The 24,634-nt window shown below is 59.9% G+C and carries 26 protein-coding genes and 2 tRNA genes; 10 read left to right on the top strand and 18 right to left on the bottom strand.

The window, feature by feature from the left end; all coding sequences use genetic code 11:
• Positions 1-333 precede the first annotated feature (333 nt).
• From QWZ03_RS04785 to QWZ03_RS04760, 6 genes are all read right to left on the bottom strand, one after another.
• Positions 334-984: a TetR/AcrR family transcriptional regulator gene (locus tag QWZ03_RS04785; protein WP_290331694.1), complete on the bottom strand. Its 651-nt coding sequence runs from the start codon at positions 982-984 to the stop codon at positions 334-336.
• 68 nt (positions 985-1,052) lie between these two features.
• Positions 1,053-1,838 (bottom strand): SDR family NAD(P)-dependent oxidoreductase, encoded by a 786-nt coding sequence (locus tag QWZ03_RS04780; RefSeq protein ID WP_290331693.1) that lies wholly within the window; start codon positions 1,836-1,838, stop codon positions 1,053-1,055.
• 117 nt (positions 1,839-1,955) lie between these two features.
• Positions 1,956-2,735 carry a sulfite exporter TauE/SafE family protein gene (locus tag QWZ03_RS04775; protein ID WP_290331692.1) on the bottom strand — a complete coding sequence of 260 codons (780 nt, stop codon included), beginning with the start codon at positions 2,733-2,735 and terminating at the stop codon, positions 1,956-1,958.
• 94 nt (positions 2,736-2,829) lie between these two features.
• The gene (locus QWZ03_RS04770) at positions 2,830-3,546 is read right to left on the bottom strand and encodes a TetR/AcrR family transcriptional regulator (RefSeq protein WP_284197648.1); all 717 of its coding nucleotides are present in this window, start codon (positions 3,544-3,546) and stop codon (positions 2,830-2,832) included.
• A 435-nt stretch (positions 3,547-3,981) separates the two neighbouring features.
• Complete coding sequence (locus QWZ03_RS04765) at positions 3,982-4,995, bottom strand: hypothetical protein (RefSeq protein WP_290331691.1); 1,014 nt, start codon at positions 4,993-4,995, stop codon at positions 3,982-3,984.
• Positions 4,996-5,188: 193 nt separating this feature from the next.
• Positions 5,189-5,620 carry a DUF2147 domain-containing protein gene (locus QWZ03_RS04760; RefSeq protein ID WP_290331690.1) on the bottom strand — a complete coding sequence of 144 codons (432 nt, stop codon included), beginning with the start codon at positions 5,618-5,620 and terminating at the stop codon, positions 5,189-5,191.
• A 243-nt stretch (positions 5,621-5,863) separates the two neighbouring features.
• Between QWZ03_RS04760 and QWZ03_RS04755 the strand changes: the two genes are divergently transcribed.
• From QWZ03_RS04755 to QWZ03_RS04740, 4 genes are all read left to right on the top strand, one after another.
• The gene (locus QWZ03_RS04755) at positions 5,864-6,139 is read left to right on the top strand and encodes an FmdB family zinc ribbon protein (protein ID WP_284197439.1); all 276 of its coding nucleotides are present in this window, start codon (positions 5,864-5,866) and stop codon (positions 6,137-6,139) included.
• Positions 6,140-6,166: 27 nt separating this feature from the next.
• Positions 6,167-6,808 (top strand): DUF502 domain-containing protein, encoded by a 642-nt coding sequence (locus tag QWZ03_RS04750; RefSeq protein WP_290331689.1) that lies wholly within the window; start codon positions 6,167-6,169, stop codon positions 6,806-6,808.
• Positions 6,809-6,891: 83 nt separating this feature from the next.
• Entirely contained in the window at positions 6,892-8,682 is a 1,791-nt protein-coding gene (gene aspS / locus QWZ03_RS04745; protein WP_284197437.1) for an aspartate--tRNA ligase, read from the top strand.
• 71 nt (positions 8,683-8,753) lie between these two features.
• Positions 8,754-9,575 carry a DUF5829 family protein gene (locus QWZ03_RS04740; RefSeq protein WP_290331688.1) on the top strand — a complete coding sequence of 274 codons (822 nt, stop codon included), beginning with the start codon at positions 8,754-8,756 and terminating at the stop codon, positions 9,573-9,575.
• Between the two features lie 13 nt (positions 9,576-9,588).
• Here the strand turns inward: QWZ03_RS04740 and QWZ03_RS04735 are convergent, their stop codons facing one another.
• Together QWZ03_RS04735 and QWZ03_RS04730 are read right to left on the bottom strand one after the other, a co-directional pair.
• Positions 9,589-10,635, bottom strand: coding sequence for an isopenicillin N synthase family dioxygenase (locus QWZ03_RS04735; protein WP_290331687.1), 1,047 nt, complete (start codon positions 10,633-10,635; stop codon positions 9,589-9,591).
• Between the two features lie 207 nt (positions 10,636-10,842).
• Positions 10,843-11,883 carry a patatin-like phospholipase family protein gene (locus QWZ03_RS04730; RefSeq protein WP_290331686.1) on the bottom strand — a complete coding sequence of 347 codons (1,041 nt, stop codon included), beginning with the start codon at positions 11,881-11,883 and terminating at the stop codon, positions 10,843-10,845.
• A gap of 189 nt (positions 11,884-12,072) precedes the next feature.
• Between QWZ03_RS04730 and QWZ03_RS04725 the strand changes: the two genes are divergently transcribed.
• The gene (locus tag QWZ03_RS04725) at positions 12,073-12,468 is read left to right on the top strand and encodes a GFA family protein (RefSeq protein WP_290331685.1); all 396 of its coding nucleotides are present in this window, start codon (positions 12,073-12,075) and stop codon (positions 12,466-12,468) included.
• 218 nt (positions 12,469-12,686) lie between these two features.
• Positions 12,687-13,130 carry an inner membrane protein YiaA gene (yiaA, locus tag QWZ03_RS04720; RefSeq protein WP_284197432.1) on the top strand — a complete coding sequence of 148 codons (444 nt, stop codon included), beginning with the start codon at positions 12,687-12,689 and terminating at the stop codon, positions 13,128-13,130.
• Positions 13,131-13,396: 266 nt separating this feature from the next.
• Here yiaA and QWZ03_RS04715 read toward each other — a convergent pair.
• The 10 genes from QWZ03_RS04715 to QWZ03_RS04670 all read right to left on the bottom strand — a co-directional run bounded on the left by QWZ03_RS04715 (position 13,397) and on the right by QWZ03_RS04670 (position 21,781).
• A tRNA-Thr gene (locus tag QWZ03_RS04715) sits at positions 13,397-13,472 on the bottom strand.
• A gap of 173 nt (positions 13,473-13,645) precedes the next feature.
• Positions 13,646-13,722 (bottom strand) — tRNA-Ile (locus QWZ03_RS04710).
• 9 nt (positions 13,723-13,731) lie between these two features.
• Positions 13,732-15,672, bottom strand: coding sequence for an RNA polymerase sigma factor RpoD (rpoD, locus tag QWZ03_RS04705; protein WP_308447058.1), 1,941 nt, complete (start codon positions 15,670-15,672; stop codon positions 13,732-13,734).
• Between the two features lie 215 nt (positions 15,673-15,887).
• On the bottom strand, positions 15,888-17,780 hold the full coding sequence (dnaG, locus tag QWZ03_RS04700) for a DNA primase (RefSeq protein WP_308447515.1): 1,893 nt from the start codon (positions 17,778-17,780) through the stop codon (positions 15,888-15,890).
• Positions 17,781-17,936: 156 nt separating this feature from the next.
• Positions 17,937-18,377, bottom strand: a complete 441-nt coding sequence (locus QWZ03_RS04695; protein ID WP_284197431.1) for a GatB/YqeY domain-containing protein — start codon at positions 18,375-18,377, stop codon at positions 17,937-17,939.
• 256 nt (positions 18,378-18,633) lie between these two features.
• The gene (gene rpsU, locus QWZ03_RS04690; RefSeq protein ID WP_072427461.1) at positions 18,634-18,846 is read right to left on the bottom strand and encodes a 30S ribosomal protein S21; all 213 of its coding nucleotides are present in this window, start codon (positions 18,844-18,846) and stop codon (positions 18,634-18,636) included.
• 137 nt (positions 18,847-18,983) lie between these two features.
• Positions 18,984-19,847, bottom strand: coding sequence for a ribosome small subunit-dependent GTPase A (gene rsgA, locus QWZ03_RS04685; RefSeq protein WP_290331684.1), 864 nt, complete (start codon positions 19,845-19,847; stop codon positions 18,984-18,986).
• A complete protein-coding gene (locus QWZ03_RS04680; RefSeq protein WP_290331683.1) occupies positions 19,844-20,158 on the bottom strand; it encodes a 4a-hydroxytetrahydrobiopterin dehydratase in 315 nt (104 codons plus the stop codon). The genes rsgA and QWZ03_RS04680 overlap by 4 nt, the downstream gene beginning before the upstream one ends.
• Before the next feature lie 37 nt (positions 20,159-20,195).
• Positions 20,196-20,525, bottom strand: a complete 330-nt coding sequence (locus QWZ03_RS04675; RefSeq protein ID WP_290332046.1) for a low molecular weight protein tyrosine phosphatase family protein — start codon at positions 20,523-20,525, stop codon at positions 20,196-20,198.
• A 2-nt stretch (positions 20,526-20,527) separates the two neighbouring features.
• A complete protein-coding gene (locus QWZ03_RS04670) occupies positions 20,528-21,781 on the bottom strand; it encodes a M48 family metallopeptidase (protein ID WP_290331682.1) in 1,254 nt (417 codons plus the stop codon).
• Between the two features lie 91 nt (positions 21,782-21,872).
• On the opposite strand from QWZ03_RS04670, the gene orn reads away from it, so the two are divergent.
• The 4 genes from orn to hslO all read left to right on the top strand — a co-directional run bounded on the left by orn (position 21,873) and on the right by hslO (position 24,516).
• Complete coding sequence (orn, locus tag QWZ03_RS04665; RefSeq protein ID WP_290331681.1) at positions 21,873-22,418, top strand: oligoribonuclease; 546 nt, start codon at positions 21,873-21,875, stop codon at positions 22,416-22,418.
• Positions 22,419-22,543: 125 nt separating this feature from the next.
• Positions 22,544-23,044: a CinA family protein gene (locus QWZ03_RS04660; RefSeq protein ID WP_284197426.1), complete on the top strand. Its 501-nt coding sequence runs from the start codon at positions 22,544-22,546 to the stop codon at positions 23,042-23,044.
• A complete protein-coding gene (locus QWZ03_RS04655) occupies positions 23,041-23,622 on the top strand; it encodes an MFS transporter (RefSeq protein ID WP_290331680.1) in 582 nt (193 codons plus the stop codon). The genes QWZ03_RS04660 and QWZ03_RS04655 overlap by 4 nt, the downstream gene beginning before the upstream one ends.
• Positions 23,623-23,637: 15 nt before the next feature.
• Entirely contained in the window at positions 23,638-24,516 is an 879-nt protein-coding gene (hslO, locus tag QWZ03_RS04650; protein WP_284197424.1) for an Hsp33 family molecular chaperone HslO, read from the top strand.
• Positions 24,517-24,634 lie beyond the last annotated feature (118 nt).

Here is a 24,634-nt window from a genome sequence, read left to right as displayed (position 1 = left end):
AATCCTTTTGTGTAGTGTTGGGCACATGCCCATATGCATGACATTCAAGGAGTCGAGAACGGAACGAGCACGAATGGTACAGCTTTAGACGCACAAAGTAACTAACTGGTTTTCTACTTGAAGATCCTGCATCTCCGTTTTACGCAGTTCTGCTGGTTGAGTCAATGAATAAAAATAATTATTTCTTTGGGGGTGATTGATCGGGCTTTGGGTATTGGCCTGCATAAAGGCTTGCAAGGGGTATTTATGCTATTCGGGTTTTTGTTTTAGGCAAGCGTTAGACATCGGATACCGCCAGCTATTGCCTGCACGCATGCTGGCCCCCGCAGGGGGTCAAGGGGTTGCCAGCGCACCCCGCCAGTACTCTCCCAGGGCGGCCAGCAGCTCGGTGCGGAAGTCCGGCCGTATTGGGGCAAATACCGGTTCATCGAGCAGACGGCAAAGGCTGTCCGGGTAGTCCAGCGATTGCCACAGGCCGCGGGTGAGGGCATAGGCGCGTGTCAGCAGGCTAAGTCCACGGCCAGCCGGCAGGCCCAGGGCGGCTTCCAGGGAGGCGCCAGCACTGACCAAGCCTTGGGTCAGCTCCAGCTTGAATGCACGCAGCTGCTCCAGCCCCAGATTCTGCTCCAGCACGCTATAGGCCATGGCATCCAGCCGCATCAGCTCGGGGTGCTCGTCCAGGTAGCAGACATAGCGCTGCATGAAGCGCGTCAGCTGTACCTCGGCGCTGCCGCCTTCCGGGCTGAAGCTGTCGTGTACTTCCTGCAGCAGGCCGAGCCATTCGGCCCACAGCAAGCCCATGAAGATTTCTTCCTTGGTGCAGAAGTACAGATAAACCGTGCCCTTGGCGAGGCCGGCGGCTTCGGCAATCCGGGCGACGGAAGGCAGGTTGCGGGTATCTTGCAGGAACAGTCCGCGCGCTGCTGCCAGGATGGCATCGCGTCGGGCCTGTTTGTCCTCGCTATCAAGGGCACGTTGGGTCATGGCCACAATTCTACCCTGTTTGGGGAGCGGCTGAATTGCCGCGCCCCTATCTGCAGGCCAGGCTGCTGCTAGTTTTTCATCAGCTGGTAGGCCACGCGGCTTTGCAGGCTGCGGGGGGCGAAGCGGTTGCTGAAGATGGTGAGCTTGTTGCCTACGCCCGGAATCACGCTGGCCGTGCCGTTGAACAGCGCCTTCAGGCCGATATCCACCACCGGGCGTGATTGCATCATCAACAGTCTCTGGTAAGGCGTGGTCTGCTGGCCCGATACCGCGAGGAAGCTGGTGGCGGTTACGCCGGGGGATAGCACGCTGACCTTGACCTTGCTGGGCGCCAACTCGGTATGCAGGGCCTCGCCAAACAGCAGCACATAGGCCTTGCTGGCTGCGTAGGCCGCATAGGTCGGGGTGGCCTGATAGCCGCCGATGCTGGCCACCAGCAGGATATGTCCGCCACCACGCTTGACCATGTCGGCCGCAAATACATGCGTCAGCTCGGTCAGGCTGAGCACATTGAGTTGCAGCATCTCCAGCGTCTTGCCCAAGGGCTGATCAACAAACTGGCCATACACACCAAAACCGGCATTGTTGATCAGCACATCCACGGCCAGGCCGTGACTGTCCAGTTGGGCCTTGAGTGCACTGCCGGCACCGGGTGCGGCCAGGTCGGCCGCCTCTACCACCACCTCGATGCCATGCAATGCGCGCAGGTTGGCGGCAAGCTTTTCCATGGGTTCGGTGCGCCTTGCGGTCAGTATCAGGTTGGCCCCGCGCTCAGCCAGGGCCGTGGCGAAATCCATGCCGAAGCCGCTTGATGCGCCTGTGACCAACGCCCATTTGCCCTTGATGTTGTCCATGCCTGCTCATTCCCGTCTGATTGATATGACCATCGGTCATTTTGTGGGTGTATTACAAGTGACCGTCGGTCATTTGTCAAGCGGGTTGCGGTGTGTAGATCGTGTGAGCCTGTGTGTTTAGCGCGCCAACAATGTGCCGAAGATATCCCAGGCCAGTTTGGCGATCAGCACACTGACCAGGCCGATGAAGAGCTTGCGTATCAAGGTGGTGCCACCACGCATGGCCATGCGCGCACCAAAAAAAGCGCCGGCGATATTGGCCACTGCCATGGGAATGGCATAGTGGTACAGCACATGGCCTGCAGGAATAAAGAAGGCGAGGGCGGCCAGGTTGGTGGCCACATTGACAATCTTGGCGGCGCTGGAGGCGCGGAGGAAGTCAAACCCGAAAAAGCGGATGAACAGGAAGATCAGAAAACTGCCGGTGCCTGGGCCGAACAGGCCATCATAGAACCCGATGGCACCGCCTATGGCCAGCGCAATGATCAGTTCGCGGCGACCAATATGGCTGGGCCGGTGCAGTGCGCCGAAGTCTTTCTTGCGCAATGTATAGCCCAGCATGAACAGCAACATGGCCAGCACCAAGGGGCGCATCCACGCTGGCGGAATATAGCTGACCGCCATGGCGCCGATGAAGGAGAAGGCGAAGGCGGTCAGCGCGGCGGGAATGACCAGCTTCCAGGCGATATCGATCTTGCGAGCGTAGCGCCATGCCGCCATGCCGGTACCAAATACCGAGCTGAACTTGTTGGTGCCAAACAGGGTGGAGGGCGTGTGCTGTGGGAGGGTGGAAAACAGACCCGGCACCTGTATCAGCCCGCCGCCGCCCACGGCGGCATCGATGAGGCCTGCCGAGAAGGCGATGAGGACCAGCGGCAGGAGTTCTATTGCTTGCATTTGGGCGGGGCTGTCACGGTCAGGCCTATCATGCTGCCTGCCGCCCAAGGGGCGTGGCAATGCGGGTTTGCCAGTGCTTGTTGCAATTGCGGGTTCAGTGCAGACGGAAGACCAGGGCCAGCATGCGGCCGATCTCTGCTTCCAGTAGGCTCTCGGGCCACGGTGGCGGCAGGTTCATGCATTCGAACTGCAGGCGGTGGATGACACTGAGCACCAGCGAGGCATCGACTTCCGGTTGGTCGGAACCCACCATGCGGGCCAGTTGCGCGATACCGGATACCAGCATGGCGCGATAGGCTACCACTTTGGCGCGTACCGGTGGGTCCAACCGGTACAGCGAGAGGAAGTTCAGCTCTACGGCAAGCCCGACGGAATGCAGCTCTGCCTGCATACGTATGAAGTTGGCCAGCCGCCGGGTGACTTCGAGATGAACCGCCACGCGTGCGTCGCCCGAGCGCAGCAGGATCTCCGGCGGCAAGTCGGACAAATAGAGATTTAGCTGGTTCAGCATCTCCACATTGTCTTTGGCAGCGACCAGGACGAAATGATCGAAGGTCTGCTCGATCAGGTCGTTCATGCCATTGAAGAAATAGGTGGTCAGCGACAGGGGAACGCCAGCCTCGGCGGCGATCGCCCTATGGGTGATGCCATGCAGCCCCCGCTTGGCGATCAACACCAGGGTTGCGTCGAGTATGCGGCGGCGCGACTCTTCGCCCCGTCGTTGCAGTTTGCGGCCAGTGGCACTGCTGGTGTGCTCTATGGTGAGGTTGTTCATGGCGATCAATTCTACCGGAATGATACCGGTATGCATTTGCAACAATATTTTCCCGGCAGGTTTTATCTTTGTCCTGCCACAAACGTGGGGGCCGGGGGCCACATGCCATGCAATTAGCGCGCTCTTTGGTCATTATTGTACGGATGTACCGTATTTTGATGACCTTTGATCGGCAAGCTTGGCAGCAACGGATATACATAGCTGCTGGTGGTCGGCGGGGCAAGCTAGCAGGGTTGCTGGTGACAGGGCGGACGGCTTGTGGTGCTTGCACGGCTTCTGCCAGCCGCAATGCTGGGATATCCCTGTCCAGCGTGGGGAAGTTGAGTATTCACCGGGCTGATAAGCGCCGCTGGGCGTTCTCTTCGGACTTTGTGCTCTCGGGGTATTAGAACGGCCTTGTGGGCAACCGGCAGGTAGGTGCTGGTTGCGCCAACGTTAATAGATATGCGTTGCAACGGGCTGGCGCATCGTCTACCAATCCTGCGCCAGTCCCAGCTCGCGACAGGCTTTGTCATAGACGAAAGCAGGTGCGGCGTTCTCCTTCATGGAGGTTGCTATCCAGGCCCAGGGTACTGAATCTATCTCGCCACGCATGGCCGCCAGTACGATCTTGGCCTCATCTGTGGCACCGCAGAGATATAGTGCGGCACCAAAGTGGTTGAGGCCAGCGCTGCTGAACGGACTGGATACGCGCATCAGCTTGGATTCCAGCTCACCCGGTTTGGCGCCTACCCATTTGTACAGCGCGGCGACCAACGCTTTGGCGTTTTTCTCATTGCGCAGGGTTTTCAAACTTGCGCTGCTTGGGCCTGAGTTCAGCGCGAGTGCATATTCGCTGTAGGCGAAGGCGACCAGGGCGTGCAGCATGCTGCCGGGCGGAGATTTGGCGGAACAGTCTGCGGCATAAGCGAACATTTCATTGTGACTGCCGCCCCATTTTTCCGTCGTCGCATAGAAGTACTTCATGTGCAGAGCCCAGTGGGTGGGTTGTCTGCGCAGGCCCTCTTCAAACCAGCTGTCTATTTGCTCCCGGTCTTCGCTCTTGCCTACGCCGACATGTATCAACCAGGCCAGTGCTTCGGCAGCACTGGTGTCGAGTTCGGTTGCTTTTTCCAGGGCAGATTTGGCTGCTTCCAGGTGCTCGATAAAGGGACGCCAGGCGTTTTGTTCAACATCTTCTGCATAGCTGCTGCCGCGTATCTTCCAGCCTGCTATTACCAGGGAGGCGCCGAGCAGCGTGTGTGCGAGTGCGGAGCGCGGTGCGCTTTTGGTCCAGGCTGCCGCAGCATCGACGGCATCGCCCAGGTTGGCGTAGCCATAGACTGCCTGCTCCCTGGCCTCCCCCGACAGTTTGCCGAACATCAGCTCCGCATCGACAAAATTGCCACGAACCACCTTGTCATGCAGTGCCTTGGCACTGGGGGTGGGCAGGTCTTTAGCCAGCGTGGCGTAGGGCTGTAGACGCAGGATTTTCAACAAAGACATGGCTGAACTCGTGAGCGAGAAGTGAGGGCGTATGGGGCGCGCATCCTACTCGCTACACGTGAAATTTCCAGTATGGGACGGCGTCGGTCCATGAATGCGCGGCATGCGCGCCAATACTTGCCGATGGTTCAGGCTGCCTTGTGCCGGTGCAGCCCGTCATCAGTCGTCCATGGCTTGAGTCCACAACCGGCGTCTACTCGCGTACCCAGGTCTGGGTGCGGCCCAGCAGCGAGAAACCCATATAGCCTCGCACCTTGAGCTTCTGGCCGCCATCGGCCAAGGCCAGCTTTACGCTATAGATATCGCCGTTGTCCGGATCCATGATCTTGCCGCCTGCCCACTCGTCGCCATCTTTCTTGACGCCCCAGATAATCTCCAGCCCTATCAAGGGTTTGTTCTTCTTGTCACCCTTGCAGGCGGTGCAGAGGGTTTCCTTGCTCTCGAACAGCTTGGTGAGCTTGCCCTTGAGCTCGCCATTCTCCTCCCATATCTGGATGATGGCTTCGGGCTTGTTGGTCTTGTCGCTGATGTTCTTCCAGCTGCCTATGGGGCTGTTGGTATCGGCAAAGGCGGGGCTGATGGCCAGGGCCAGCAGACTGGCAAGCAGGGGGCGGGTCAGGTGCATGGTTGTCTCCGTGGCGGCGCTTCGGCCGCACTATGTAATGGGGTTTGGTCGCTAGCATGCCATGGTTGCCCGGTACGGGTTAAGCGGTGGGGCCGGCTGGCGGGGGCAAGTGTTGCGTTCGTGTAGCTAGCGCTTGAATTGCCAGACGTTTACCCGCATTTTCAACCTCACCGCGCTTGCTGCGCTGCGTTATAATGCGCGGCTTTGATTGGGCTTTTCCCTGTATCAGGAAGGAGAGAGAACATGCCGATCTACGATTACCAATGCACTGATTGCGGCCATCGTGCCGAAGTACTGCGCAAGCTGTCCGACCCGGTGTTGACCGATTGCCCCTCATGCGGCAAGGCCAGCTTTGCCAAGCAACTGTCGGCCGCCGGCTTTCAACTGAAGGGCTCGGGCTGGTATGCCACCGATTTCAAGGGCGGCAGCAGTGCCAGCGTGCCTGCAAAAACCGAGACGGCAACGGCCGATGCGGGCGCCCACGCCTGCGGTACCGGCGGTTGCGGTAGCTGCGCCTGATTTGATAACCGATACCGAAAGCCACGGATGAAGCGCTACTTTGTTACCGGACTGCTGATCTGGGTGCCGCTAGGCATCACCCTCTGGGTGATCAGTACCCTGGTGGGTGCATTGGACAGCCTCTTGCTGCTCCTGCCTGATGGTAACCGCCCGCGCGACTGGATAGGCGTACACATCCCTGGCCTCGGTGTGGTGCTGGTCGTGGCCATCCTGCTGCTGACCGGTTTGCTGACCGCCAATATCCTGGGTCAGCGGATGGTGAGATTCTGGGAAGAGATACTCAACCGTATTCCGGTGGTGAAATCCATCTACGGCTCAGTGAAGCAGGTGTCCGATACCGTTCTGTCTGACTCCGGCAATGCCTTCCGCAAAGCCTTGCTGGTGCGTTTTCCGCACGGCGATGCCTGGACAGTGGCCTTTCTGACCGGTACGCCAGCGCCTGAGCTGGCCTGTCAGCTGGATGGAGAGCATGTGTCGGTCTATGTGCCAACCACGCCCAACCCGACTTCGGGCTACTTCATGGTGGTGAAGAAGTCGGCCACCATAGAGCTAGATATGAGCGTGGACGAAGCGCTCAAATATGTGATTTCCATGGGTGTGGTTGCACCCGGCAGCAAAGCCAATGGCGATGCGCCCTGCAAGCAGCTCAGCCCGAATTTGCCAGGATAGGCAGCTAACCGCCTGACCTGTTTAGTTTTCCGTTATCCAAGAAAATCCGGCCCTATACGGGCCAATCTGTTACTGGAACTGCCATGCGTACCGACTACTGCGGCTTGATCGACAAGCGCTACCTCTCCCAAACCGTCACCATCAAGGGCTGGGCGCATCGTCGCCGCGACCACGGTGGCGTGATCTTCATCGACTTGCGTGACCGCGAAGGCCTGGTACAGGTGGTGATCGATCCTGATACCCCGGAAGCCTTTGCCCTGGCCGATACCGTACGGTCGGAGTTCGTGGTGGAAGTGACCGGCATCGTGCGTGAGCGCCCGGCCGGTACGGCCAATGCCAACCTGGTGTCGGGCGAGATCGAGATCCTGGCCAAGCAGATTGTCATCCTCAACGCGGCCAATACCCCGCCGTTCCAGATCGACGAGGAAAACCTCAGCGAGATGACCCGCCTGCAACACCGCGTCATCGACCTGCGCCGCCCGGCCATGCAGAAGAACCTGCGCCTGCGCTACAAGGTGGCCCTGCTGGTGCGTAACTTTCTCGACAGCCGTGGTTTCATCGATATCGAAACCCCCATGCTGACCCGCTCTACCCCGGAAGGCGCCCGCGACTACCTGGTGCCCAGCCGTGTACACGACGGCCAGTTCTTTGCCCTGCCGCAAAGCCCGCAGCTGTTCAAGCAGCTGCTGATGGTGGCGGGCTTTGACCGTTACTACCAGATCACCAAGTGCTTCCGTGACGAAGACCTGCGCGCCGACCGCCAGCCTGAATTCACCCAGATCGACGTGGAAACCTCCTTCCTGGGTGAAGAAGAGATCATGGACATCATGGAAGAGATGGCCGTGCATGTGTTCAAGGAAGCCATAGGCGTCGACCTGGGCAAGTTCCCCCGCATGCAGTACGACGACGCCATGTTCTACTATGGCTCGGACAAGCCGGATATGCGGGTGACCTTGAAGTTCACCGAGCTGACCGAAGTCATGAAGGACGTGCCGTTCAAGGTGTTCAGCGGTGCGGCCAATATGGACGGTGGCCGCGTGGTCGGTATGCGCGTGCCGGGCGGTGCTGCCTTCACCCGTTCCGAGATCGACGCCTGGACGCAGTTTGTCGGCATCTACGGTGCCAAGGGCCTGGCCTATATCAAGGTCAATGACGTCACCAAGCTCAACGAAGAGGGTCTGCAGTCGCCTATCGTCAAGAACCTGACGCCTGAAGCGCTGGCCGCCATTGTCGAGCGCACTGGCGCACAGAACGGCGATATCGTGTTCTTCGGTGCGGACAAGGCCAAGGTGGTGAACGAAGCCATCGGCGCCTTGCGTATCAAGATCGGCCATGAAAAGGGCGAGGCCGGTGGCTTCTTCACCCGTGAATGGAAGCCGCTGTGGGTGGTGGACTTCCCCATGTTCGAATACGACGAAGACAGCAAGCGCTGGACGGCTTGCCATCACCCCTTCACCAGCCCCAAGGTCGAGCACATCGAGTTCCTCAAGACCGATCCGGGCAAGTGCAAGGCACGTGCCTACGATATGGTGCTGAACGGTTGGGAGCTGGGTGGTGGTTCGGTGCGTATCCACCGTGCCGACATGCAGTCCACCGTATTCGAAGCACTCAACATCGGCGCAGAAGAAGCTCAGAACAAGTTTGGCTTCCTGCTGGAAAACCTCCAGTACGGTGCGCCACCCCATGGCGGCTTGGCCTTTGGCCTGGATCGCCTGGTGACCTTGATGACCGGTGCCGAATCCATCCGCGACGTGATTGCCTTCCCCAAGACCCAGCGCGCCCAGTGCCTGCTGACCCAGGCGCCCAACAGCGTGGACGAGAAGCAATTGCGTGAGCTGCACATCAAGCTGCGCAACAACCCGCAAGTGGCTTGATCGCCAGCTGCAGGCCAAAGGACGGGACGCTCAGGCGTCCCGTTTTTGCATCTATCTCGGAGGATTCCTGCATGCAGCCCCTGGTTACGCTCAATCATCTTTATCTCTATCTGGACCAGGCAACCCGCGACGCTATCTTGGCGTCGCCCTTCATGCGTCAGGAGTTTGCCGCGCTGACGGTCAGTACCGCTGCGATGGACGACGGCAGGCAGTGGACAGGTGTCTACCTGACGGGTGAGCAAACCTATATCGAACTGTTTTGCCCTGCTGACGAAGGCCAGGAGGCTGTGGGGGATGCCGGCATTGCGCTGGCCACCGAGACGGAGGGCGACATTGAACTGGCAAAGCAGGTATTGGCAAAGGCAGGCCTGGACTACCCGATAGAACTGCTGCAACGGGAGCTTGAAGGGGTGAAGGTGCCCTGGTTCTGGAATCTGTCCTTGATCGCTGCGGCAGAGAGGGAGCCGGAACCCTTCTGTGCCTGGATCATGGAAGTGGAGCGGGACTATCTGGCGCGTAGTGGCTTGCCAGCGGCTGATGCACCTACGGGTATCAGTCGGCGAGAATACAATGCCCAGCGCTTCGACCCAGGCCGCTACTTGAAGGATGTGACCGAGATCACGCTGGCCCTGCCTGCGGATCAGGCTGCACTGTTTGGGCAGCAGCTCTGTCTGCTGGGCTACGCCGCCACGGCGGCGGAGCAGGGCATGGCCTATCAAGGGCCTGGCATGGTGCTAAGTGTGCAACTGGCCACCGGGCAGAGGCGAGGGGTGATTGCCATCAGGCTGAGCCTGCAGCGGGAAAAGCAGGGCGAAACCGAATACCGGTTTGGTTCTGGGTCGGTACTGCAGTTTGATCGGCCTGACAGCGCCATTTGGCGGTTTACCGGCTGAACCAGGCCGCACCTCAGGCGGCTGCCTGGGCCAGCAGGGCGCCATAGTGTGCTGCAGCCACATCCGGATGCGAGCGCAGGCGGCCTTTCAGGATATTGCGGCCTACCTCGTAGTACAGCGCGTTGTGCTGCTCCTGCTGGGGGCCTCGGGCGGCAAGGGCGAGCTGACCGGACAGCGGCAAGACCGGCACGGTGGCGTTCAGGTGCGCCGCCATGAAGTACGCGCATGAATAGCGCTCCACCCCGGCGGGTGGCGTGACTACGCGATGCAAGGTGGCGCGCAGATAGCCTGATGACGCCAGCTCCAGCAGCTCGCCTATGTTCACCACAAAGCTACCGGCCATGGGCGCAATGGTGTGCCAGTGGTCGTCTAGCAATACCTCCAGCCCCGCTTGCTCATCCTGCAGTACCAGGGTCAGGTAGCCGGCATCCTTGTGGGCACCCACACCTTGATCATCCCGAGTCTGCTCACGGCCGGGGTAGCGTATCAGCTTGAGATGCTGAAAAGCCCCTTCTGCCACCGAGGCATCAAAGGCCGTGGCTGGCTGGCCCAGCGCCAGCGCAAAGGCTTGCAGTAGCTGCTGGCTCAGCTTGCGCAGGCTCTCTTGCCAGGTGAGGACAATGCCACGCATGGTGGGGAGTGCTGCGGGCCATTGATTGGGGCCCTGCAGCTGGAGCCAGGGCTGGTCTTTGGCAATGCTGCTGAGCGCAATGGCCTCCTCCATCAGATCGAACTGCTCGCGCCAATCCTGTTTGCCTAGCGTCAGCTCACTGCCTATCCGGGTGTAGCCCCGGAAGTGGGGCGAGTTGACCATGCTGACGCCGTGCTTGGCCGCTGCAGGCAGGTTGAAGAACTGCCTGCTGACTGCCAATACCTGCTGCTGCAGCGTCGGGTCTATGCCATGGCCAGTCAGATAGAAGAAGCCGATCTCATGTGCCGCCCGGCGAAGCTGATCGAGGAAGGCCTGCCTGGTAGGCTCTGCTGCATGAAAGTGGCTGAAGTCGAGTACGGGCAGGCTAGGTGTGGATAGTGCGGGTTCTGCTGGCTGATGTGGATGCATACGGGTCTGTGTAGCAAGCGTTGCTTATTCCAAAATGCTAACACAAAACAAATTAAAATAACAAAATGGTCTATTGATGAAGTGCCAAGGCGACGCATGTGCATGAGGTGACACATGCGCTTGCTCAGCCAGGGGGGTTTCTGGCGTGCGCTTGGCCGAACGGAACGGGTGATGCAATCCCGCTGTGCTTGGCCTGGGCGGCCAGGTTCAGTCTGTCCAGCGGAACAGCGCGTCGCCAAAGTCCAGGGTGGACTTTTGTCCTATGTGCTCGCCGTTCTCGGCCAGCCAACTGTTGGCGACGTCGAAGCCGATATCGTGCAGCAGCTCGAAGAAGGCCCATTCGGTATTCATCTTGCTGGAGGCCGACATACGCTCCAGACAGGATTCGCCGTGGATGAGGTGCACGTTCAGTTCGCGGTAGCGCTCATCCAGTACCTCGTTGCGGCGGGCCAGTCTGCCCAACAGGGCAACGCCCCGCAGCTCCTTGATCAGGCTGGAATTGAAGGTGATTTCGTTGATGCGGTTCAGGATGGCACGGGTGTCTTCCGGCACTTCGTCACGCTGAAGGGGGTTGACCTGGACGATCAGCAGGTCATCGGCACGGGTATCGTGTATCAGGGGGAAGAGCGAAGGGTTGCCGGTGTAGCCGCCGTCCCAATAGGCCTCGCCGTCGATTTCCACCGCCTGGAACAGGTAGGGCAGGCAGGCCGAGGCCATGACCGTATCGGCGGTCAACTCATTGCGCTCGAACACCCGCGCAGCTCCGGAACGCACATTGGTAGCCGTGACAAACAGCTTGAGCTGCCGGCTGCTGCGCAAGCGCTCGAAATCCACGGCGTCTTCCAGCAGGTTGCGCAGCGGATTGATATTGAGCGGGTTGATGTCATAAGGCGACACCAAGTGCGACATCATGTCGAACAAGGCGTAATAGGGCGAGGAATCCAGACTCCAGCGCCCAAACAGCACATCCCAAGGAGTACGCTTGAAGGGAGACAGCAAACCCAGATTGCTGACCCCGCGCCAAAAGTGCGCCAGTGCGGCTATCGCACCTTCCCGGCCATCCTTGGCCAGGCCATCTGCCAGCACAACCGCATTCATGGCACCAGCACTGGTGCCGCTGATGCCGACGATGTCGAGGTCCTGTTCCTGCAGCAGCCGGTGCAATACCCCCCAGGTAAATGCACCATGGGCTCCCCCGCCCTGCAGGCCGAGATCGATTTTCTTACGCTTGATGGTGGTTGTGGTCATGGTGGCGGCAATCTCAGGGTTGGAAGGGAATCGCAACGCGGTTGCTGGCATGATGTATGGTCGCTACCCAATATACACTGAGCCGTGACTGCCGGATGCCTGCCAGGACTGGGTGTGTCCGGTGGGTGCTGACCCTGGTTGCCGCTGTCGCTATCATCCAGCCATTATCCTTGAGGAAGGTTAGATCCTATGTCCCAGCGCCTGGCATCATGCAGTTGCGGTCAGCTCACGGCACAGGTCGTCGGCGAACCTGTGCGCGTCTCCATCTGCCACTGCCTGGCCTGCCAGCGCAGGACGGGCAGCGTATTTGGCCAGCAGGCCAGATTCCGTCGTGAGCAGGTAGTGCTTGCAGGCACCTCGACCGAGTATGTGCGGATCGGGGATGAAGGCTCGCAGGTCCGGTTCCACTTTTGCCCCCATTGCGGTGCTACGGTCTACTACGAGCTGGGTGGGCTGGATGAGTACCTCGCCATTCCCGTAGGGGCATTCGCTGATCCGGGCTTCCCTGCGCCTAGTGTCTCCGTCTATGAGGAGCGCATGCACAGCTGGGTTGTGCCGCCAGCTGATGCGGAGCACATCCATTAAGCAGCACGCTATGGACAGCGGCGAAGATGGTAATCGTGCGCAAACTCCGCCATTGGGAGTGGCCGGATATTGCGTCGCCAGGTGCTTGCTATACTATGCCGACTGAATAATCCATCAGGCTGGCGCTGCGTTTTGCTGCGCAAGCCAGCATGCAGGCACTTTACGCGCAGCAAGGGTGCTGACAGGGTGAACAATCAAATAAGGATAAGGGAGAACGCATGAAACCTCAGTTGCAACGTCCTACTGCTGCCTTTGTCGGCGCAGCTTGGGTGGCCCTGTTTGTGGGAGCAGGTACCTATATGGCCGGCTTATGGAATGCCGCCATGCAGCTCAACGAGAAGGGTTACTACTTCGTGATTCTGATGTATGGCTTGTTCTCGGCCGTATCCCTGCAGAAAACCGTGCGCGACCGCATGGAAGGCATCCCCGCGACAGGGCTTTATTTTGGCCTGTGCTGGGTGTCGGTGGGCTTGTCGCTGCTGTTGCTGGCAGTGGGCCTTTGGAACGCCACGCTGGCCCCAGCCGAAAAAGGCTTCTACGCCATGGCTTACATACTGAGCCTGTTTGCCGCAGTCACCGTACAGAAGAATGTGCGCGACGTTGCCCTGTTGCAAGGCGGTACTACCCCCATAGGCGATACCCGCCCGCAGCCGCTGGAGTAGTCTGGCCTGCAGGACGGAAACGCAGAAGCCACTCGATGAGTGGCTTTTGCGTTTTTGTTTCGGCGAAGGGGAAATCTGATGCCGGATAGGGGGTAAACCTACGGCCGCCCAATCATATATGCGGCCTTTTCGTTCGCTCACAAAACTGGGGGAGGAGCTATTGCAGCCCGGCGCCACCAGTTTCGTTGCCGAAAATTCTGCACCGACACTTGGTCGATATCAGCATAAGAAAAGGGCCTAGCCTTGCGGCTAAGCCCTTGATTCTGTGGTGCCGGAGATAGGAGTCGAACCTACGACCTTCGCATTACGAATGCGCTGCTCTACCAACTGAGCTACACCGGCACTTGAGCTGTGTCAGCTCATATACAGCCCACTAGTATAGCGATGCCGGGGCAGGTTGTGAATATGCTTTTGCGAGTTTATGGTGAGCTTGTAGGCTGCCGTTGGCGGGTCGTGGCTTGGTTGGGTGGACGTAACAAAGGCCTGTGTCTTGCGACACAGGCCTTTGAGACTACTGGTGGGCCCGCACGGACTTGAACCGTGGACCAAAGGATTATGAGTCCTCTGCTCTAACCAACTGAGCTACAGGCCCAAAAACTTATCAGCCTTCGCTGGTCAGGCTATCGAGGAAGCTCTTCAGGCGTTCCGAGCGCGTCGGGTGACGCAGCTTGCGCAGGGCCTTGGCTTCGATCTGGCGGATACGCTCGCGGGTGACGTCGAACTGCTTGCCGACTTCTTCCAGCGTGTGGTCGGTGTTCATCTCGATACCGAAGCGCATGCGCAGTACCTTGGCTTCGCGCGGGGTCAGCGTGTCCAGCACGTCGCGGGTTGCGTCGCGCAGGCTGGCGTAGACCGCAGCATCCACCGGGGCCAGGTTATTCTGGTCCTCGATGAAGTCGCCCAGATGGCTGTCGTCGTCGTCACCGATGGGGGTTTCCATCGAGATCGGTTCCTTGGCGATCTTGAGTATCTTGCGGATCTTGTCCTCGGGCATGTCCATGCGCTCGGCCAAGGTCGCCGGATCGGGCTCAAGGCCGGTTTCCTGCAGGATTTGCCGCGAAATGCGGTTCATCTTGTTGATGGTCTCGATCATGTGTACCGGGATACGGATGGTACGGGCCTGGTCGGCGATCGAGCGGGTGATGGCCTGCCGGATCCACCAGGTGGCGTAGGTCGAGAACTTGTAGCCACGGCGGTATTCGAACTTGTCCACGGCCTTCATCAGACCGATGTTGCCTTCCTGGATCAGATCGAGGAACTGCAGGCCGCGGTTGGTGTACTTCTTGGCGATGGAGATCACCAGGCGCAGGTTGGCCTCGATCATTTCGCGCTTGGCGCGGCGTGCCTTGGCTTCGCCGGTGGACATCTGACGGTTGATTTCCTTCAGGTCCTTGATCGGCAGCATGGCGTTGGCTTGCAGCTCGGCCAGCTTGGATTGCTTTTCCATCACGGCGTGCTGGTAGCGCTCCAGGATGCCGGAGTAGGCCTTGCCGGAGTTGATCTCGTTCTTGACCCAATCCAGGTTGTCTTCATTGCCTGGGAAGGTCTTGATGAAGTGCTCGCGCGGCATGCGAACCTTCTGCACGCAGATGTCCATGATCTCGCGCTCGTAGCCACGGATCTCGTCCACCATGTTGCGCAGGCTGTCGCACAGGTTTTCGACCTGGCGGGCAGAGAAGCGGATCTTGAGGAACTCGGCCGAAACCTGTTCTTGCAGGGCCAGGTACTGCTTGCTGTGCGGGCCGTGCTTGGCCAGTGCCTTGATCATCTTGTCGAACAGGTCGCGGATCACTTCAAAGTGCTCGCGAGCCTTGTTCTTGAGTTCTTCAAGGTTGGCAGCGGCGGCGGCGGCGGCGGCGCCTTCGCCTTCTTCGTCATCGTCGTCGCCGGTGTCTTCCAGGGCAACGTCTTCGTCGCTCTCGGCATCGCTCAGCTCTGGCGGTGCGGCTTCTTCTTCAATGGCGTTGGGGTCGATGAAGTCGTCCACGACTTCGTCAATGCGAATCTCGTCGGCCAGGGCCTTGTCCACCATGCCGATGATGTGGCTGATGGTGGTGGGGCAGGCGGTAATGGCCTGGATCATGTGCTTGAGGCCGTCTTCGATACGCTTGGCGATTTCGATTTCGCCTTCGCGCGTCAGCAGCTCTACCGTACCCATTTCGCGCATGTACATACGCACGGGGTCGGTGGTGCGGCCGAAGTCGGAGTCCACTGTCGACAGTGCGGCTTCGGCTTCTTCGGCTACGTCGTCATCGGCCACTGCGGCCGGCGCGGCGTCGGACATCAGCAACGATTCGGCATCGGGTGCCTCGTCGTAGACCTGGATGCCCATATTGGTGATCATGCTGATAACGCCTTCGATCTGCTCGGCGTCCAGCATGTCTTCTGGCAGGTGATCGTTGATCTCGGCGTAAGTCAGGTAACCCCGCTCCTTGCCGAGCACGATGAGGTTCTTGAAGCGGGCCTTACGGGCCTCATTGTCGAGACGCGGTTCTGCGTCGCGCTTGGCTTCGGACTTGTCGAGCTCTTGATCTGCCGCCATCTGTGCTATCTCGATTTGGAACGGGGAAACCGCAAATTGTAACACGGACTACCGGCTTTTGGCAGGTATTCCGCTAAGGAAAACAGCGACTTCGCACTGCAGGCCCGAAACACGGGTTGTAGGCCTGGGGCGAAACCGCTGCGCTGCTGGCGATGGCGCCTGACACCATCGCGATTACCACTCAGTTTAGTGTGCTGCCCGGTGTTTTGCCGGATTTATGTCTTGCGTCCTAGCATGGTCAGGCGGCCATATTCATCGCGCTCTTCCTGGGTCATGCTGCCAAAGTCTAGCCTTGCCAGTTCTGCCAGCCGCTGCGCTGCCCTGGGCTTTTCCATCATCAGCAGATAGCGCTCCAGGGCAAACTTCCAAGCCTGGCCCAGCACGGCATCCTCGCCTTCGCGATAGCTGTCGCGGCTCTTGACAAAGGCCTTGTTCAACACGGCGTGGCTGTCATCGCCGCGCAGCGCTTCCAGCAGGTGGCCGCTGGCGGGGGGCTGGGCCTGCTCGCAAACATAGTCCACCAATCGCACGATGGCCTTTTGGGTGGGGTTGTGTGGGTTGGCGGGCAGTGCCTGCTGCGGTAGCTCCAAGGCATACTTGGGGGCGACCACCAATAATTGCAAGAGCTCGAATGCCAGGTCGCGGGTTTCGCGCGGGCCGTCGGGTGGTGGGGCGCCACGGTTTTCCTGATCGCGGCCTTTCCAGCTGCCACGCTCGCCACTGAAGCCCCCGCCGTCCTTGTTCCAGGGCTTCTTCTTGTTACCCCATTCCTGCTTGTTTGGGCGTGCAGCCTGGCCCTGTTGGGGGCCGTATGCCACGCCGCCCAGCAGTTGGGCTGCTTCGCCGCCGTCCATCCCAGCCATTTCGGCCAGCTTCTTGCGCAGCAAGATGCCCAGTGCGGGCGCCTTGATCTGTTCGACCAGTGGCTTGGCCAAGTGCATCAGCTTGGCCTTGCCTTCGTCGCTGTCCAGATCGACCTGGCTGGCCAGTTCGCGGCACATAAAGGCCACCAGGCCTAGTGCCTCACGCTCGATCAGGGTTTCAAAGGCGTCTTTGCCAAACTCGCGGATATAGCTGTCTGGGTCGTGCTCCTGCGGCAGAAACAAAAAGGACAGGGTCTTGCCATCATTGGCCAGGGCCAGGCTGTTTTCCAGTGCGCGCCAGGCAGCGCGGCGGCCGGCTTTGTCGCCGTCGAAGCTGAACACCACCTGGTCGGCCAGGCGCATCAGTTTCTTGACGTGTTCTGGCGTGCAGGCGGTGCCCAGGGTGGCGACGCTGTACTCCACACCAAGCTGCGCCAGCGCCACTACGTCCATATAGCCTTCAACCACCAGTACCCGATTGCTGGCCCGTATGGCCTGACGCGCCTGGGGTAGGCCGTATAGTTCCAGGCCTTTCTGGAACAAGGGGGTCTCGGGGGAGTTGAGATACTTGGGCTCGCCCTGGTCAATGATGCGGCCGCCGAAGCCGATGACTTGGCTTTTGCCATCCATGATGGGAAACACTACCCGGTCGCGAAAGCGGTCATAGCGGCGTCCGCTATCGGCGTGGTCTATCACCAGGCCCACTTCATTCAGCTGGGCGTTGGTGGCGTAATCGCTGAAGCACTCGGCCAGGGGGTGCCAGTTGTCGGGCGCGTAGCCCAGCCCGAAGCGGGCGGCAATCTGGCCGCTGAGGCCCCGGCGCTTGAGGTAGTCGATGGCGCGAGGGCTGGCTTTCAGCTGCTCGCGGTAGTAATGCATGGCCCGGGTGTTCAGATCGACCAGGCTGGTTTGCTGGATGCGCCGGGGGGCATCGTTGCTGCGGCCTTCGCTCTTGGGTAGCTGCATGCCTACCGATTCGGCCAGTTTTTCGACCGCATCCGGAAAACTCAAGCCCTCGTGCTCCATCACAAAGCCGATGGCGGAGCCATGTACGCCGCAACCAAAGCAGTGATAGAACTGCTTGGTGGGGCTGACGGTGAAGGAGGGCGATTTTTCCTTGTGGAAGGGGCAGCAGGCAGCGTAGTTCTGGCCGGCTTTCTTGAGCGGCAGATAGCGCTCGACCACCTCGACGATATCGAGGCGGTTAAGCAAATCCTGGACGAATTCTTCCGGTATCAAAGCCATGGGGGGTAGCAACTGTACGGCTGACGGTAAAGCAGTGTAGGGCACTTCCGGGCGCGGATGTCGCCCGCCCTTTGCAGGGTTGGGGCTGCCATCTGGCGCCATGAGAGATGCCGGGGCATCCCTCTGGTCATTCCATGGGTCTGCAGTGCGCAGCTATCAGGCCAGGCGGGCCTTGATCAGCGCAGAAACCTTGCTCATGTCGGCGCGGCCGGCCAGCTTGGGCTTGACCTCGGCCATGATCTTGCCCATGGCGGCAACGGTGGCGCCGTGGGTGGCGATGGCGGCATCCAGAATGGCGGCGATTTCGGTCTCGTCGGCCTGCTGGGGCATATAGCCCTCCAGTACCACCATCTCGGCTTTTTCGATATCGGCCAGATCCTGCCGCTTGGCATTCTCATACTGGCTGATGGAATCGCGGCGTTGCTTTTGCATCTTGTCGATGATGGCAACGATCTGGTCGTCGCTCAGCTCGATGCGTTCATCCACTTCCTTCTGCTTCATGGCGGCCAGCAGCAGGCGGATGGTACCGAGGCGAGCGGTATCCTTCTCGCGCATGGCAGTTTTCATGTCGTCGGTAATGCGTTGCTTCAGACTCATGGTGGGCTCTTATCCTGGAAGTTGGGCAGAAGGTAGGGCAGGGGCGACGGCTGGCGCCGACGCATGGCGACATGGCGTTGCTGAAATCGCAACTGCTGCCAAGGCCGTGGCCATATCGGCCTTATACATCGTGCCTCGCTAGAGCGGGGCTTGCCTGCTGCGCCCAAAAAACACAAAGCCGCCAGTAAACCGGCGGCCCTGAGCGCGTGTTTCACGAGCCAACGGCACTCGTGTCACGGTACGCGGAAAACGCTGCTTAGTAGTACTTCTTCGGCAGCATCTGGCTGCGAATGCGCTTGTAATGGCGCTTCACAGCGGCAGCGAGCTTACGCTTGCGCTCAGTGGTCGGCTTTTCGTAGAACTCGCGAGCGCGGAGTTCGGTGAGGAGGCCGGTTTTTTCCACTGCGCGCTTGAAGCGGCGCATGGCTACTTCGAACGGCTCGTTTTCCTTGACGCGTACGTTAGGCATGAAGATCAGTCCTGCTTTCTAACTGAAAGGGTTAAATAAAAAATGCTGCGGACTGCGATTCTAGTCCGGTTGGGTAGTGTTTGGCAATTAAAAGACTGTTTTTGCGGTGTTTTCTGCTAGCGATGGGCTGCCGGCCATCAATTTGGGCACTCGCTGCGCAGCTTACGCAGCAGTTGCAGCCGCTGCGGCAGGATATCGCCACGCTCGGCGGCGGAGATCAAGGCGCAGCTGGGTTCCCTGTCATGCCGGCAGTTCTGGAAGCGGCACTGGCCGGCATATTGGCGCATTTCGGGAAACAGGCTGATCAATCGATCGCCCCGCAGGTGGCGCATGCCAAATTCCTGCAGGCCCGGTGAATCGATCAATTCGCCGCCGTTGGGCAGGCGGTATAGCGTGGCGTGGGTAGTGGTGTGCTTGCCGGAGTCCAGCGCCGTCGATATCTCGTTGGTGCGGGCGTTCGCCTCGGGCAGCAGGCCGTTGACCAGAGTGGTCTTGCCCATGCCGCTCTGGCCTACAAACACAGTGATCTGGCCTTCCAGCCAGGGCCATAGTGGCGTGATGTCAGTCTTGGCGCTCAGCTCCAGCATGGGATAGCCCAATGCCGCATAGGGCGCCAGCACATCCCGTGCGGCAGCTGTCTCGGGCAGGTCGGCCTTGTTCAGCACGATCAGGGCCCGTATATCGGCGTCCTCGGCGGCCACCAGGCAGCGGCTCAGCAGTTCCTCGTAGAAACTGGGCACGGCTGCCAGCACGATGGCAATCTGGGTCACGTTGGCGGCAATCAGCTTCTCGCGCCATTCGTCCGATCGATACAGCAGGCTGGTGCGAGGCTGGGCGCGCTCGATCACGGCCTGCTCCTCGTTCAGTACCACGATCTCCACCAGGTCGCCCACGGCATAGTCGGTCTTCTTGCGGCGCGCCGTTGCCACATAGCGGCGACCTGCCAGGTCAACGATAAAGGCCTTGCCGTGCGACTGGACGATGCGGGCGACTGTACTCATCCCAACAGTGCATCCGTACGGGCAGCACACACAAAGTCGTTGCGGCTGAGGCCGTTTACCGAGTGCGTGTCGTAGGCGATGCGCACCGTGTTGTAGGTCACGTGCAGCTCCGGGTGGTGATCCACCTTGTGCGAGATGTAGGCCGAGGCATTCACGAAGGCCAGCGTCTCGTAATAGTTGGCAAAGCGGAAGGTCTTGACCAGCTTACCGGATTCGATGGCCCAATCGTTTACCTGGCCCAGCAGGGCTTGGGTTTCAGCATCGCTGAGCGGGTTGACGACAGCAGGGCAGGGCTCTTGAGCTAATGGCATGGAAGGGTTCCTTAGTTGTGACTCGATGGTTGGCGTTTCAGCGCAGGCGCAGAAAAGGGCCGACTTTTACTTCGAGTAGCTTGATCAGTTCGGGTTGCATGTAATCATAGTCATCCGGGATATTCAGGCAGATGACTTGCTTGCCGTTCAGGTGCTGCCTGAAGTGCTTGGAGAGCTTGTTGCGATGGGCGCGCTCCATCACGAAGATGATGCTGGACCAGGCTATCTGCTCGGGCGACAGCGGCACGGTGGCGTCGTTGCCCAGGCCAGCGGAGTCGGTCTCTACATTGGGCCAGTTGCAGAATACCTGCTCGGCTGTCGGGCTGCGCAGGCGGTTCTGGCTGCAAAGGAACAAGGCACGTATCACGCTCAATCCCGGCCCTGTCCGCGCAATGCGGCAATACGCAAGGCTGCCGGCGGGTGCGAATCGTAGAACAGGGAGTGCAGCGGGTCGGGCGTCAAGGTGGCGGCGTTGTCGCGATAGAGTTTGACCAGGCCGGAGATCAGGGCGCTGCCATCGCTGACCTCGGCGGCGTATTCGTCGGCCTCGTATTCATGCTTGCGCGAGCCTCGGCTGGCTATCCAGCCAAAGGGGAAGGTAAATACCGGCAAGGCCAGGAAGAACAGGATCAGGGCGGCTGCCGTGGAAGGTACGGCCACACCCAGGCCGGCGTAGAACCAGCTGGTGTCCTTGATATAGCCCAGCAGCGCCATGGTCAGCAGGCCCAGGCCGTACATGGTAGCCATGCGTTTGATGATGTGCTTGCGCTTGTAGTGGCCCAGTTCGTGCGCCAGTACGGCTTCTACTTCCAGCGGCGTAAGGCGTTCGACCAGCGTGTCGAAGAAGACGATGCGCTTGGTTTTGCCAAAGCCGGTGAAATAGGCATTGCCATGGCTGGAGCGCTTGCTGCCATCCATCACGAACACGCCATTGCTGGCAAAGCCGCACTTGTTCAGTAGCGCATCGATGCGCTGCTTGAGGGTGGCATCGGCCAGCGGGGTGAACTTGTTGAACAAGGGCGCGATGAAGGTGGGGTAGATGGCCATCACGGCCAGGCCGAAGGCCACCCAGACGGCCCAGGCGTACAGCCACCACAGGCTGCCGGAGGCTTCCATCAGCCACAGAATCAGGGCGATCAAGGGCAGTCCGAGCGCAGCGCCCAGCAAGGTGGATTTGACCATGTCGGTCACGAATACCGCAGGGGTGACTTTGTTGAAGCCAAAGCGCGCTTCCAGCACAAAGGTGGCGTAGAGCGAGAACGGCAAGGACAGCACGCCATTCACCAGGGTCAGGCCGGCAATCAGTGCCAACCCGGCCCAGATGCCGGTGCCCGCCAGCTCACGTGCCGTGGCATCGAGCCAGCCTATGCCGCCGCCCAGGGTAAAGGCGGCCAGCAGCAGGGCTTCCCAGGCTATGCTGATGCGGGCGAAGCGCATCTTGGCGGCAGTGTAGTCGGCGGCTTTCTGATGGGCGTCCAACTCGATCTGGCTGGCAAAGTCGGCAGGCACGGCGGCGCGGTGGGCCAGTACGTGCCGCAGGTGCCGGGTCTTGAGCCAGAGCTGCAGGAGGGTGGATAAAACCAGGAAGGCAATAAAGACGAGGCTGAATACGTGGGCGGTCATGCCGGTGTGTGCGAAAATAAGAAAATCTACAAGGACAAATGCCGCTTGCCCACCCTGGGTGTAGCAAGTGACGGAAAGATAACGGCGAAGTATGGCACAAGACCCCAATCGGCTCATCTGGCTCGACATGGAAATGACCGGGCTGGAGCCCGACCGTGATCGCATCATCGAAGTGGCGGTGGTGATTACCGACAACGAACTCAACACCGTGGCCGAAGGCCCCGTCCTGGTGGTGCACCAGCCCGATAGCGTGCTGGAAGCCATGGATGACTGGAACAAGAACACCCACGGCAAATCGGGTCTGATAGACAAGGTCAAGGCATCGACATTGGACGAAGCCGCCGTGATAGCCCAGTTGCTGGCCTTTTTGGGTGAGCATGTACCGAAGGGCGCATCGCCCATGTGCGGCAACACCATACACCAGGATCGTCGCTTCATGGCGCGCTGGATGCCCGAGCTGGAGGCCTGGTTCCATTACCGCAACCTGGATGTCTCTACCCTCAAGGAGTTGTGCAAGCGCTGGAAGCCCGAGGTGGCCAAGGGGCTCAAGAAGACAGGCAGGCACGAGGCACTGGCCGACGTGTACGAGTCCATCGACGAACTCAAGTACTACCGCGAGCATTTCCTGAAGATGTAAGAGCCTGCGGTTCAGGCGGCGCTGGCGTCCAGCATCAGGGCTGCCGTGGTGCTTGCCAGCCCGTTACCACCCATCCATGACCTATGCTCAGGACGGGCTCTACAACACAAAGGCAGGAAGTAAGCATGACGACAACGTCACTGGCGGAAGCGCTGGGTTTGGCATTGCTGGCACGTGGCTGGCGAGTGACGGCTGCGGAGTCGTGTACCGGTGGGGGCATTGCCAGCGCCATTACCGATATTCCCGGCTCGTCGGCTTGGTTCGACATGGCCTTTGTGACGTATTCCAATGCGGCTAAGCAGCAGTTGGTGGGTGTGCCAGCGGCTGTGCTGGTGCAACATGGCGCAGTCAGCGAGGTGGTGGCACGCCAGATGGCTGAGGGCGCGCTGACCGCTGCCGGTGCCGACCTTGCCGTCGCCGTATCTGGTATCGCCGGCCCCAGCGGCGGAAGCGCCGACAAGCCCGTGGGCATGGTCTGTTTTGCCTGGGCGACCTCCACCGGTACCGACGCAGAGACGCGCCATTTTAGCGGTGACCGTGCCAGTGTACGGTTGCAGACTGTGCAATATGCATTGGCGGGCCTTTTGGCGCGCTGTGCCCCTTATCAGGATGAACATTTGGCATGACGACCCTAGTTGCGGTCCGCAAGGGCAATCAGATTGCCATGGCGGCGGATACCCAATCGACCTTTGGCGATACCCGCCTGGGACATTTGCACGATGCGCGGCCGGAAAAGCTGTTCCAGTCGCACGGGAGCGTTTTTGGCATATGTGGTTCGGCAGCCCATGACCTGGTGCTGCAAGCTGCGCTGGCCAAATCGCGTACGCTTGATTTTTCCAGCCGACCGCTGATCTTCGATAGTTTCCGCAAGCTGCATCCCAAGCTGAAGGAGGACTTCTTTCTCAAGACCGAGGAGGAAGAGGATGATCCTTATGAGTCCAGCCAGATGACGGTGCTGATTGCCAATCCTCACGGCATCTTCGGCGTGTTTTCGATGCGTGAAGTCTATGAATACCGGCAATTCTGGGCCATAGGCTCGGGCCGCGACTTTGCCATCGGTGCCATGCGCGCTGTGTACGAGCGCTCAGATCTGTCTGCAGCCGATATCGCGCGCATTGGTGTGGAAACCGGTTGCGAGTTCGATGTGGGATCGTCGCTGCCGCTAACCTTGCACGTGGTGGATATGACCACGATTGAAAATTGAACGAGATAGACCGCAATGAGCAAAGATACCCTGCAACGCTTTCTGTTTGATGCTGCCCCAGTGCGCGGCGAGGCCGTGCAACTGGATGACAGTTGGCGCGAGGTGCTGAGCCGTCGGGATTACCCGCCCGTGCTGCAGAAGATTGTGGGCGAGCTGATGGCGGCTTCGGTATTGATGACGGCCATGCTGAAGTTCGATGGCTCCTTGATCATGCAGCTGCATGGCAAGGGCAGGGTCAAGCTGATCGTCATCGAGTGCGAATCGGACCTCACCATCCGCGCTACAGCACGTTGGGATGAAGAGGGGGGCGACCTGCCCGACCTGCCGCTGGCCGAGTTACTGGGGGATGGCAAGTTCGTCATTACGCTCGATCCCCGTGAGGCAGGGCAGACCTACCAGGGCATCGTGGGGCTGACCGGTACCAGCGTCGCTGCCATCATCGAGCACTATATGCAAAGCTCGGAGCAACTGGATACCCGCTTGTGGCTGTCGTGTGAAGATGGCAAGGCCGCCGGCCTGATGCTGCAGAAACTACCCGCAGGCCACGGCGATCCGCACGGTTGGGAGCACCTGACTACCCTGGCTGAGACCATTACCCCTTCGGAGCTGGTGAACCTGCCGCCGAGCGACCTACTATACCGGCTGTTCCATCAGGAGAGCGTCAGGGTGATGGCGGAGGAGCATCCGCATTTCGGCTGCCGCTGCTCCCGCGAGAAGGTGGGCAATATGCTCAAGATGGTTGGCCGCGAAGAAGCGGATTCCATCCTGGCTGAAGCCGGCAAGGTGGAAGTGAATTGCGATTTCTGCAACCAGCATTACAGCTTTGATGCGGTGGATGTGGCGCAGCTGTTTGCCACGGATTCGATATCGACAGCGGGTGATACGCGGCATTGAAGCGACCGGGCTGATGGCCAGGGAGCCGGAATCGCTCAACAAGGACGGGGTAGCGGATATGACCATGGAGCGCGTCACCGGTATCGGTGGCATCTTTATCAAGGCACAGGACCCAGCC

Origin of the sequence: Chitinimonas viridis (assembly GCF_030409555.1) — a bacterium.
Classification (GTDB): domain Bacteria; phylum Pseudomonadota; class Gammaproteobacteria; order Burkholderiales; family Chitinimonadaceae; genus Chitinimonas; species Chitinimonas viridis.
The sequence above is the reverse complement of the archived record's forward strand: the minus strand, read 5'-3'. Positions and strand labels throughout refer to the sequence as shown.

Bases quoted from the DNA above. Each gene is read 5' to 3' on its own strand.
- QWZ03_RS04785 (WP_290331694.1), bottom strand. From the start codon at position 984: ATGACCCAACGTGCCCTTGATAGCGAGGACAAACAGGCCCGACGCGAT.
- QWZ03_RS04780 (WP_290331693.1), bottom strand. From the start codon at position 1,838: ATGGACAACATCAAGGGCAAATGGGCGTTGGTCACAGGCGCATCAAGC.
- QWZ03_RS04775 (WP_290331692.1), bottom strand. From the start codon at position 2,735: ATGCAAGCAATAGAACTCCTGCCGCTGGTCCTCATCGCCTTCTCGGCA.
- QWZ03_RS04770 (WP_284197648.1), bottom strand. From the start codon at position 3,546: ATGCATACCGGTATCATTCCGGTAGAATTGATCGCCATGAACAACCTC.
- QWZ03_RS04765 (WP_290331691.1), bottom strand. From the start codon at position 4,995: ATGTCTTTGTTGAAAATCCTGCGTCTACAGCCCTACGCCACGCTGGCT.
- QWZ03_RS04760 (WP_290331690.1), bottom strand. From the start codon at position 5,620: ATGCACCTGACCCGCCCCCTGCTTGCCAGTCTGCTGGCCCTGGCCATC.
- QWZ03_RS04755 (WP_284197439.1), top strand. From the start codon at position 5,864: ATGCCGATCTACGATTACCAATGCACTGATTGCGGCCATCGTGCCGAA.
- QWZ03_RS04750 (WP_290331689.1), top strand. From the start codon at position 6,167: ATGAAGCGCTACTTTGTTACCGGACTGCTGATCTGGGTGCCGCTAGGC.
- aspS (WP_284197437.1), top strand. From the start codon at position 6,892: ATGCGTACCGACTACTGCGGCTTGATCGACAAGCGCTACCTCTCCCAA.
- QWZ03_RS04740 (WP_290331688.1), top strand. From the start codon at position 8,754: ATGCAGCCCCTGGTTACGCTCAATCATCTTTATCTCTATCTGGACCAG.
- QWZ03_RS04735 (WP_290331687.1), bottom strand. From the start codon at position 10,635: ATGCATCCACATCAGCCAGCAGAACCCGCACTATCCACACCTAGCCTG.
- QWZ03_RS04730 (WP_290331686.1), bottom strand. From the start codon at position 11,883: ATGACCACAACCACCATCAAGCGTAAGAAAATCGATCTCGGCCTGCAG.
- QWZ03_RS04725 (WP_290331685.1), top strand. From the start codon at position 12,073: ATGTCCCAGCGCCTGGCATCATGCAGTTGCGGTCAGCTCACGGCACAG.
- yiaA (WP_284197432.1), top strand. From the start codon at position 12,687: ATGAAACCTCAGTTGCAACGTCCTACTGCTGCCTTTGTCGGCGCAGCT.
- rpoD (WP_308447058.1), bottom strand. From the start codon at position 15,672: ATGGCGGCAGATCAAGAGCTCGACAAGTCCGAAGCCAAGCGCGACGCA.
- dnaG (WP_308447515.1), bottom strand. From the start codon at position 17,780: ATGGCTTTGATACCGGAAGAATTCGTCCAGGATTTGCTTAACCGCCTC.
- QWZ03_RS04695 (WP_284197431.1), bottom strand. From the start codon at position 18,377: ATGAGTCTGAAGCAACGCATTACCGACGACATGAAAACTGCCATGCGC.
- rpsU (WP_072427461.1), bottom strand. From the start codon at position 18,846: ATGCCTAACGTACGCGTCAAGGAAAACGAGCCGTTCGAAGTAGCCATG.
- rsgA (WP_290331684.1), bottom strand. From the start codon at position 19,847: ATGAGTACAGTCGCCCGCATCGTCCAGTCGCACGGCAAGGCCTTTATC.
- QWZ03_RS04680 (WP_290331683.1), bottom strand. From the start codon at position 20,158: ATGCCATTAGCTCAAGAGCCCTGCCCTGCTGTCGTCAACCCGCTCAGC.
- QWZ03_RS04670 (WP_290331682.1), bottom strand. From the start codon at position 21,781: ATGACCGCCCACGTATTCAGCCTCGTCTTTATTGCCTTCCTGGTTTTA.
- orn (WP_290331681.1), top strand. From the start codon at position 21,873: ATGGCACAAGACCCCAATCGGCTCATCTGGCTCGACATGGAAATGACC.
- QWZ03_RS04660 (WP_284197426.1), top strand. From the start codon at position 22,544: ATGACGACAACGTCACTGGCGGAAGCGCTGGGTTTGGCATTGCTGGCA.
- QWZ03_RS04655 (WP_290331680.1), top strand. From the start codon at position 23,041: ATGACGACCCTAGTTGCGGTCCGCAAGGGCAATCAGATTGCCATGGCG.
- hslO (WP_284197424.1), top strand. From the start codon at position 23,638: ATGAGCAAAGATACCCTGCAACGCTTTCTGTTTGATGCTGCCCCAGTG.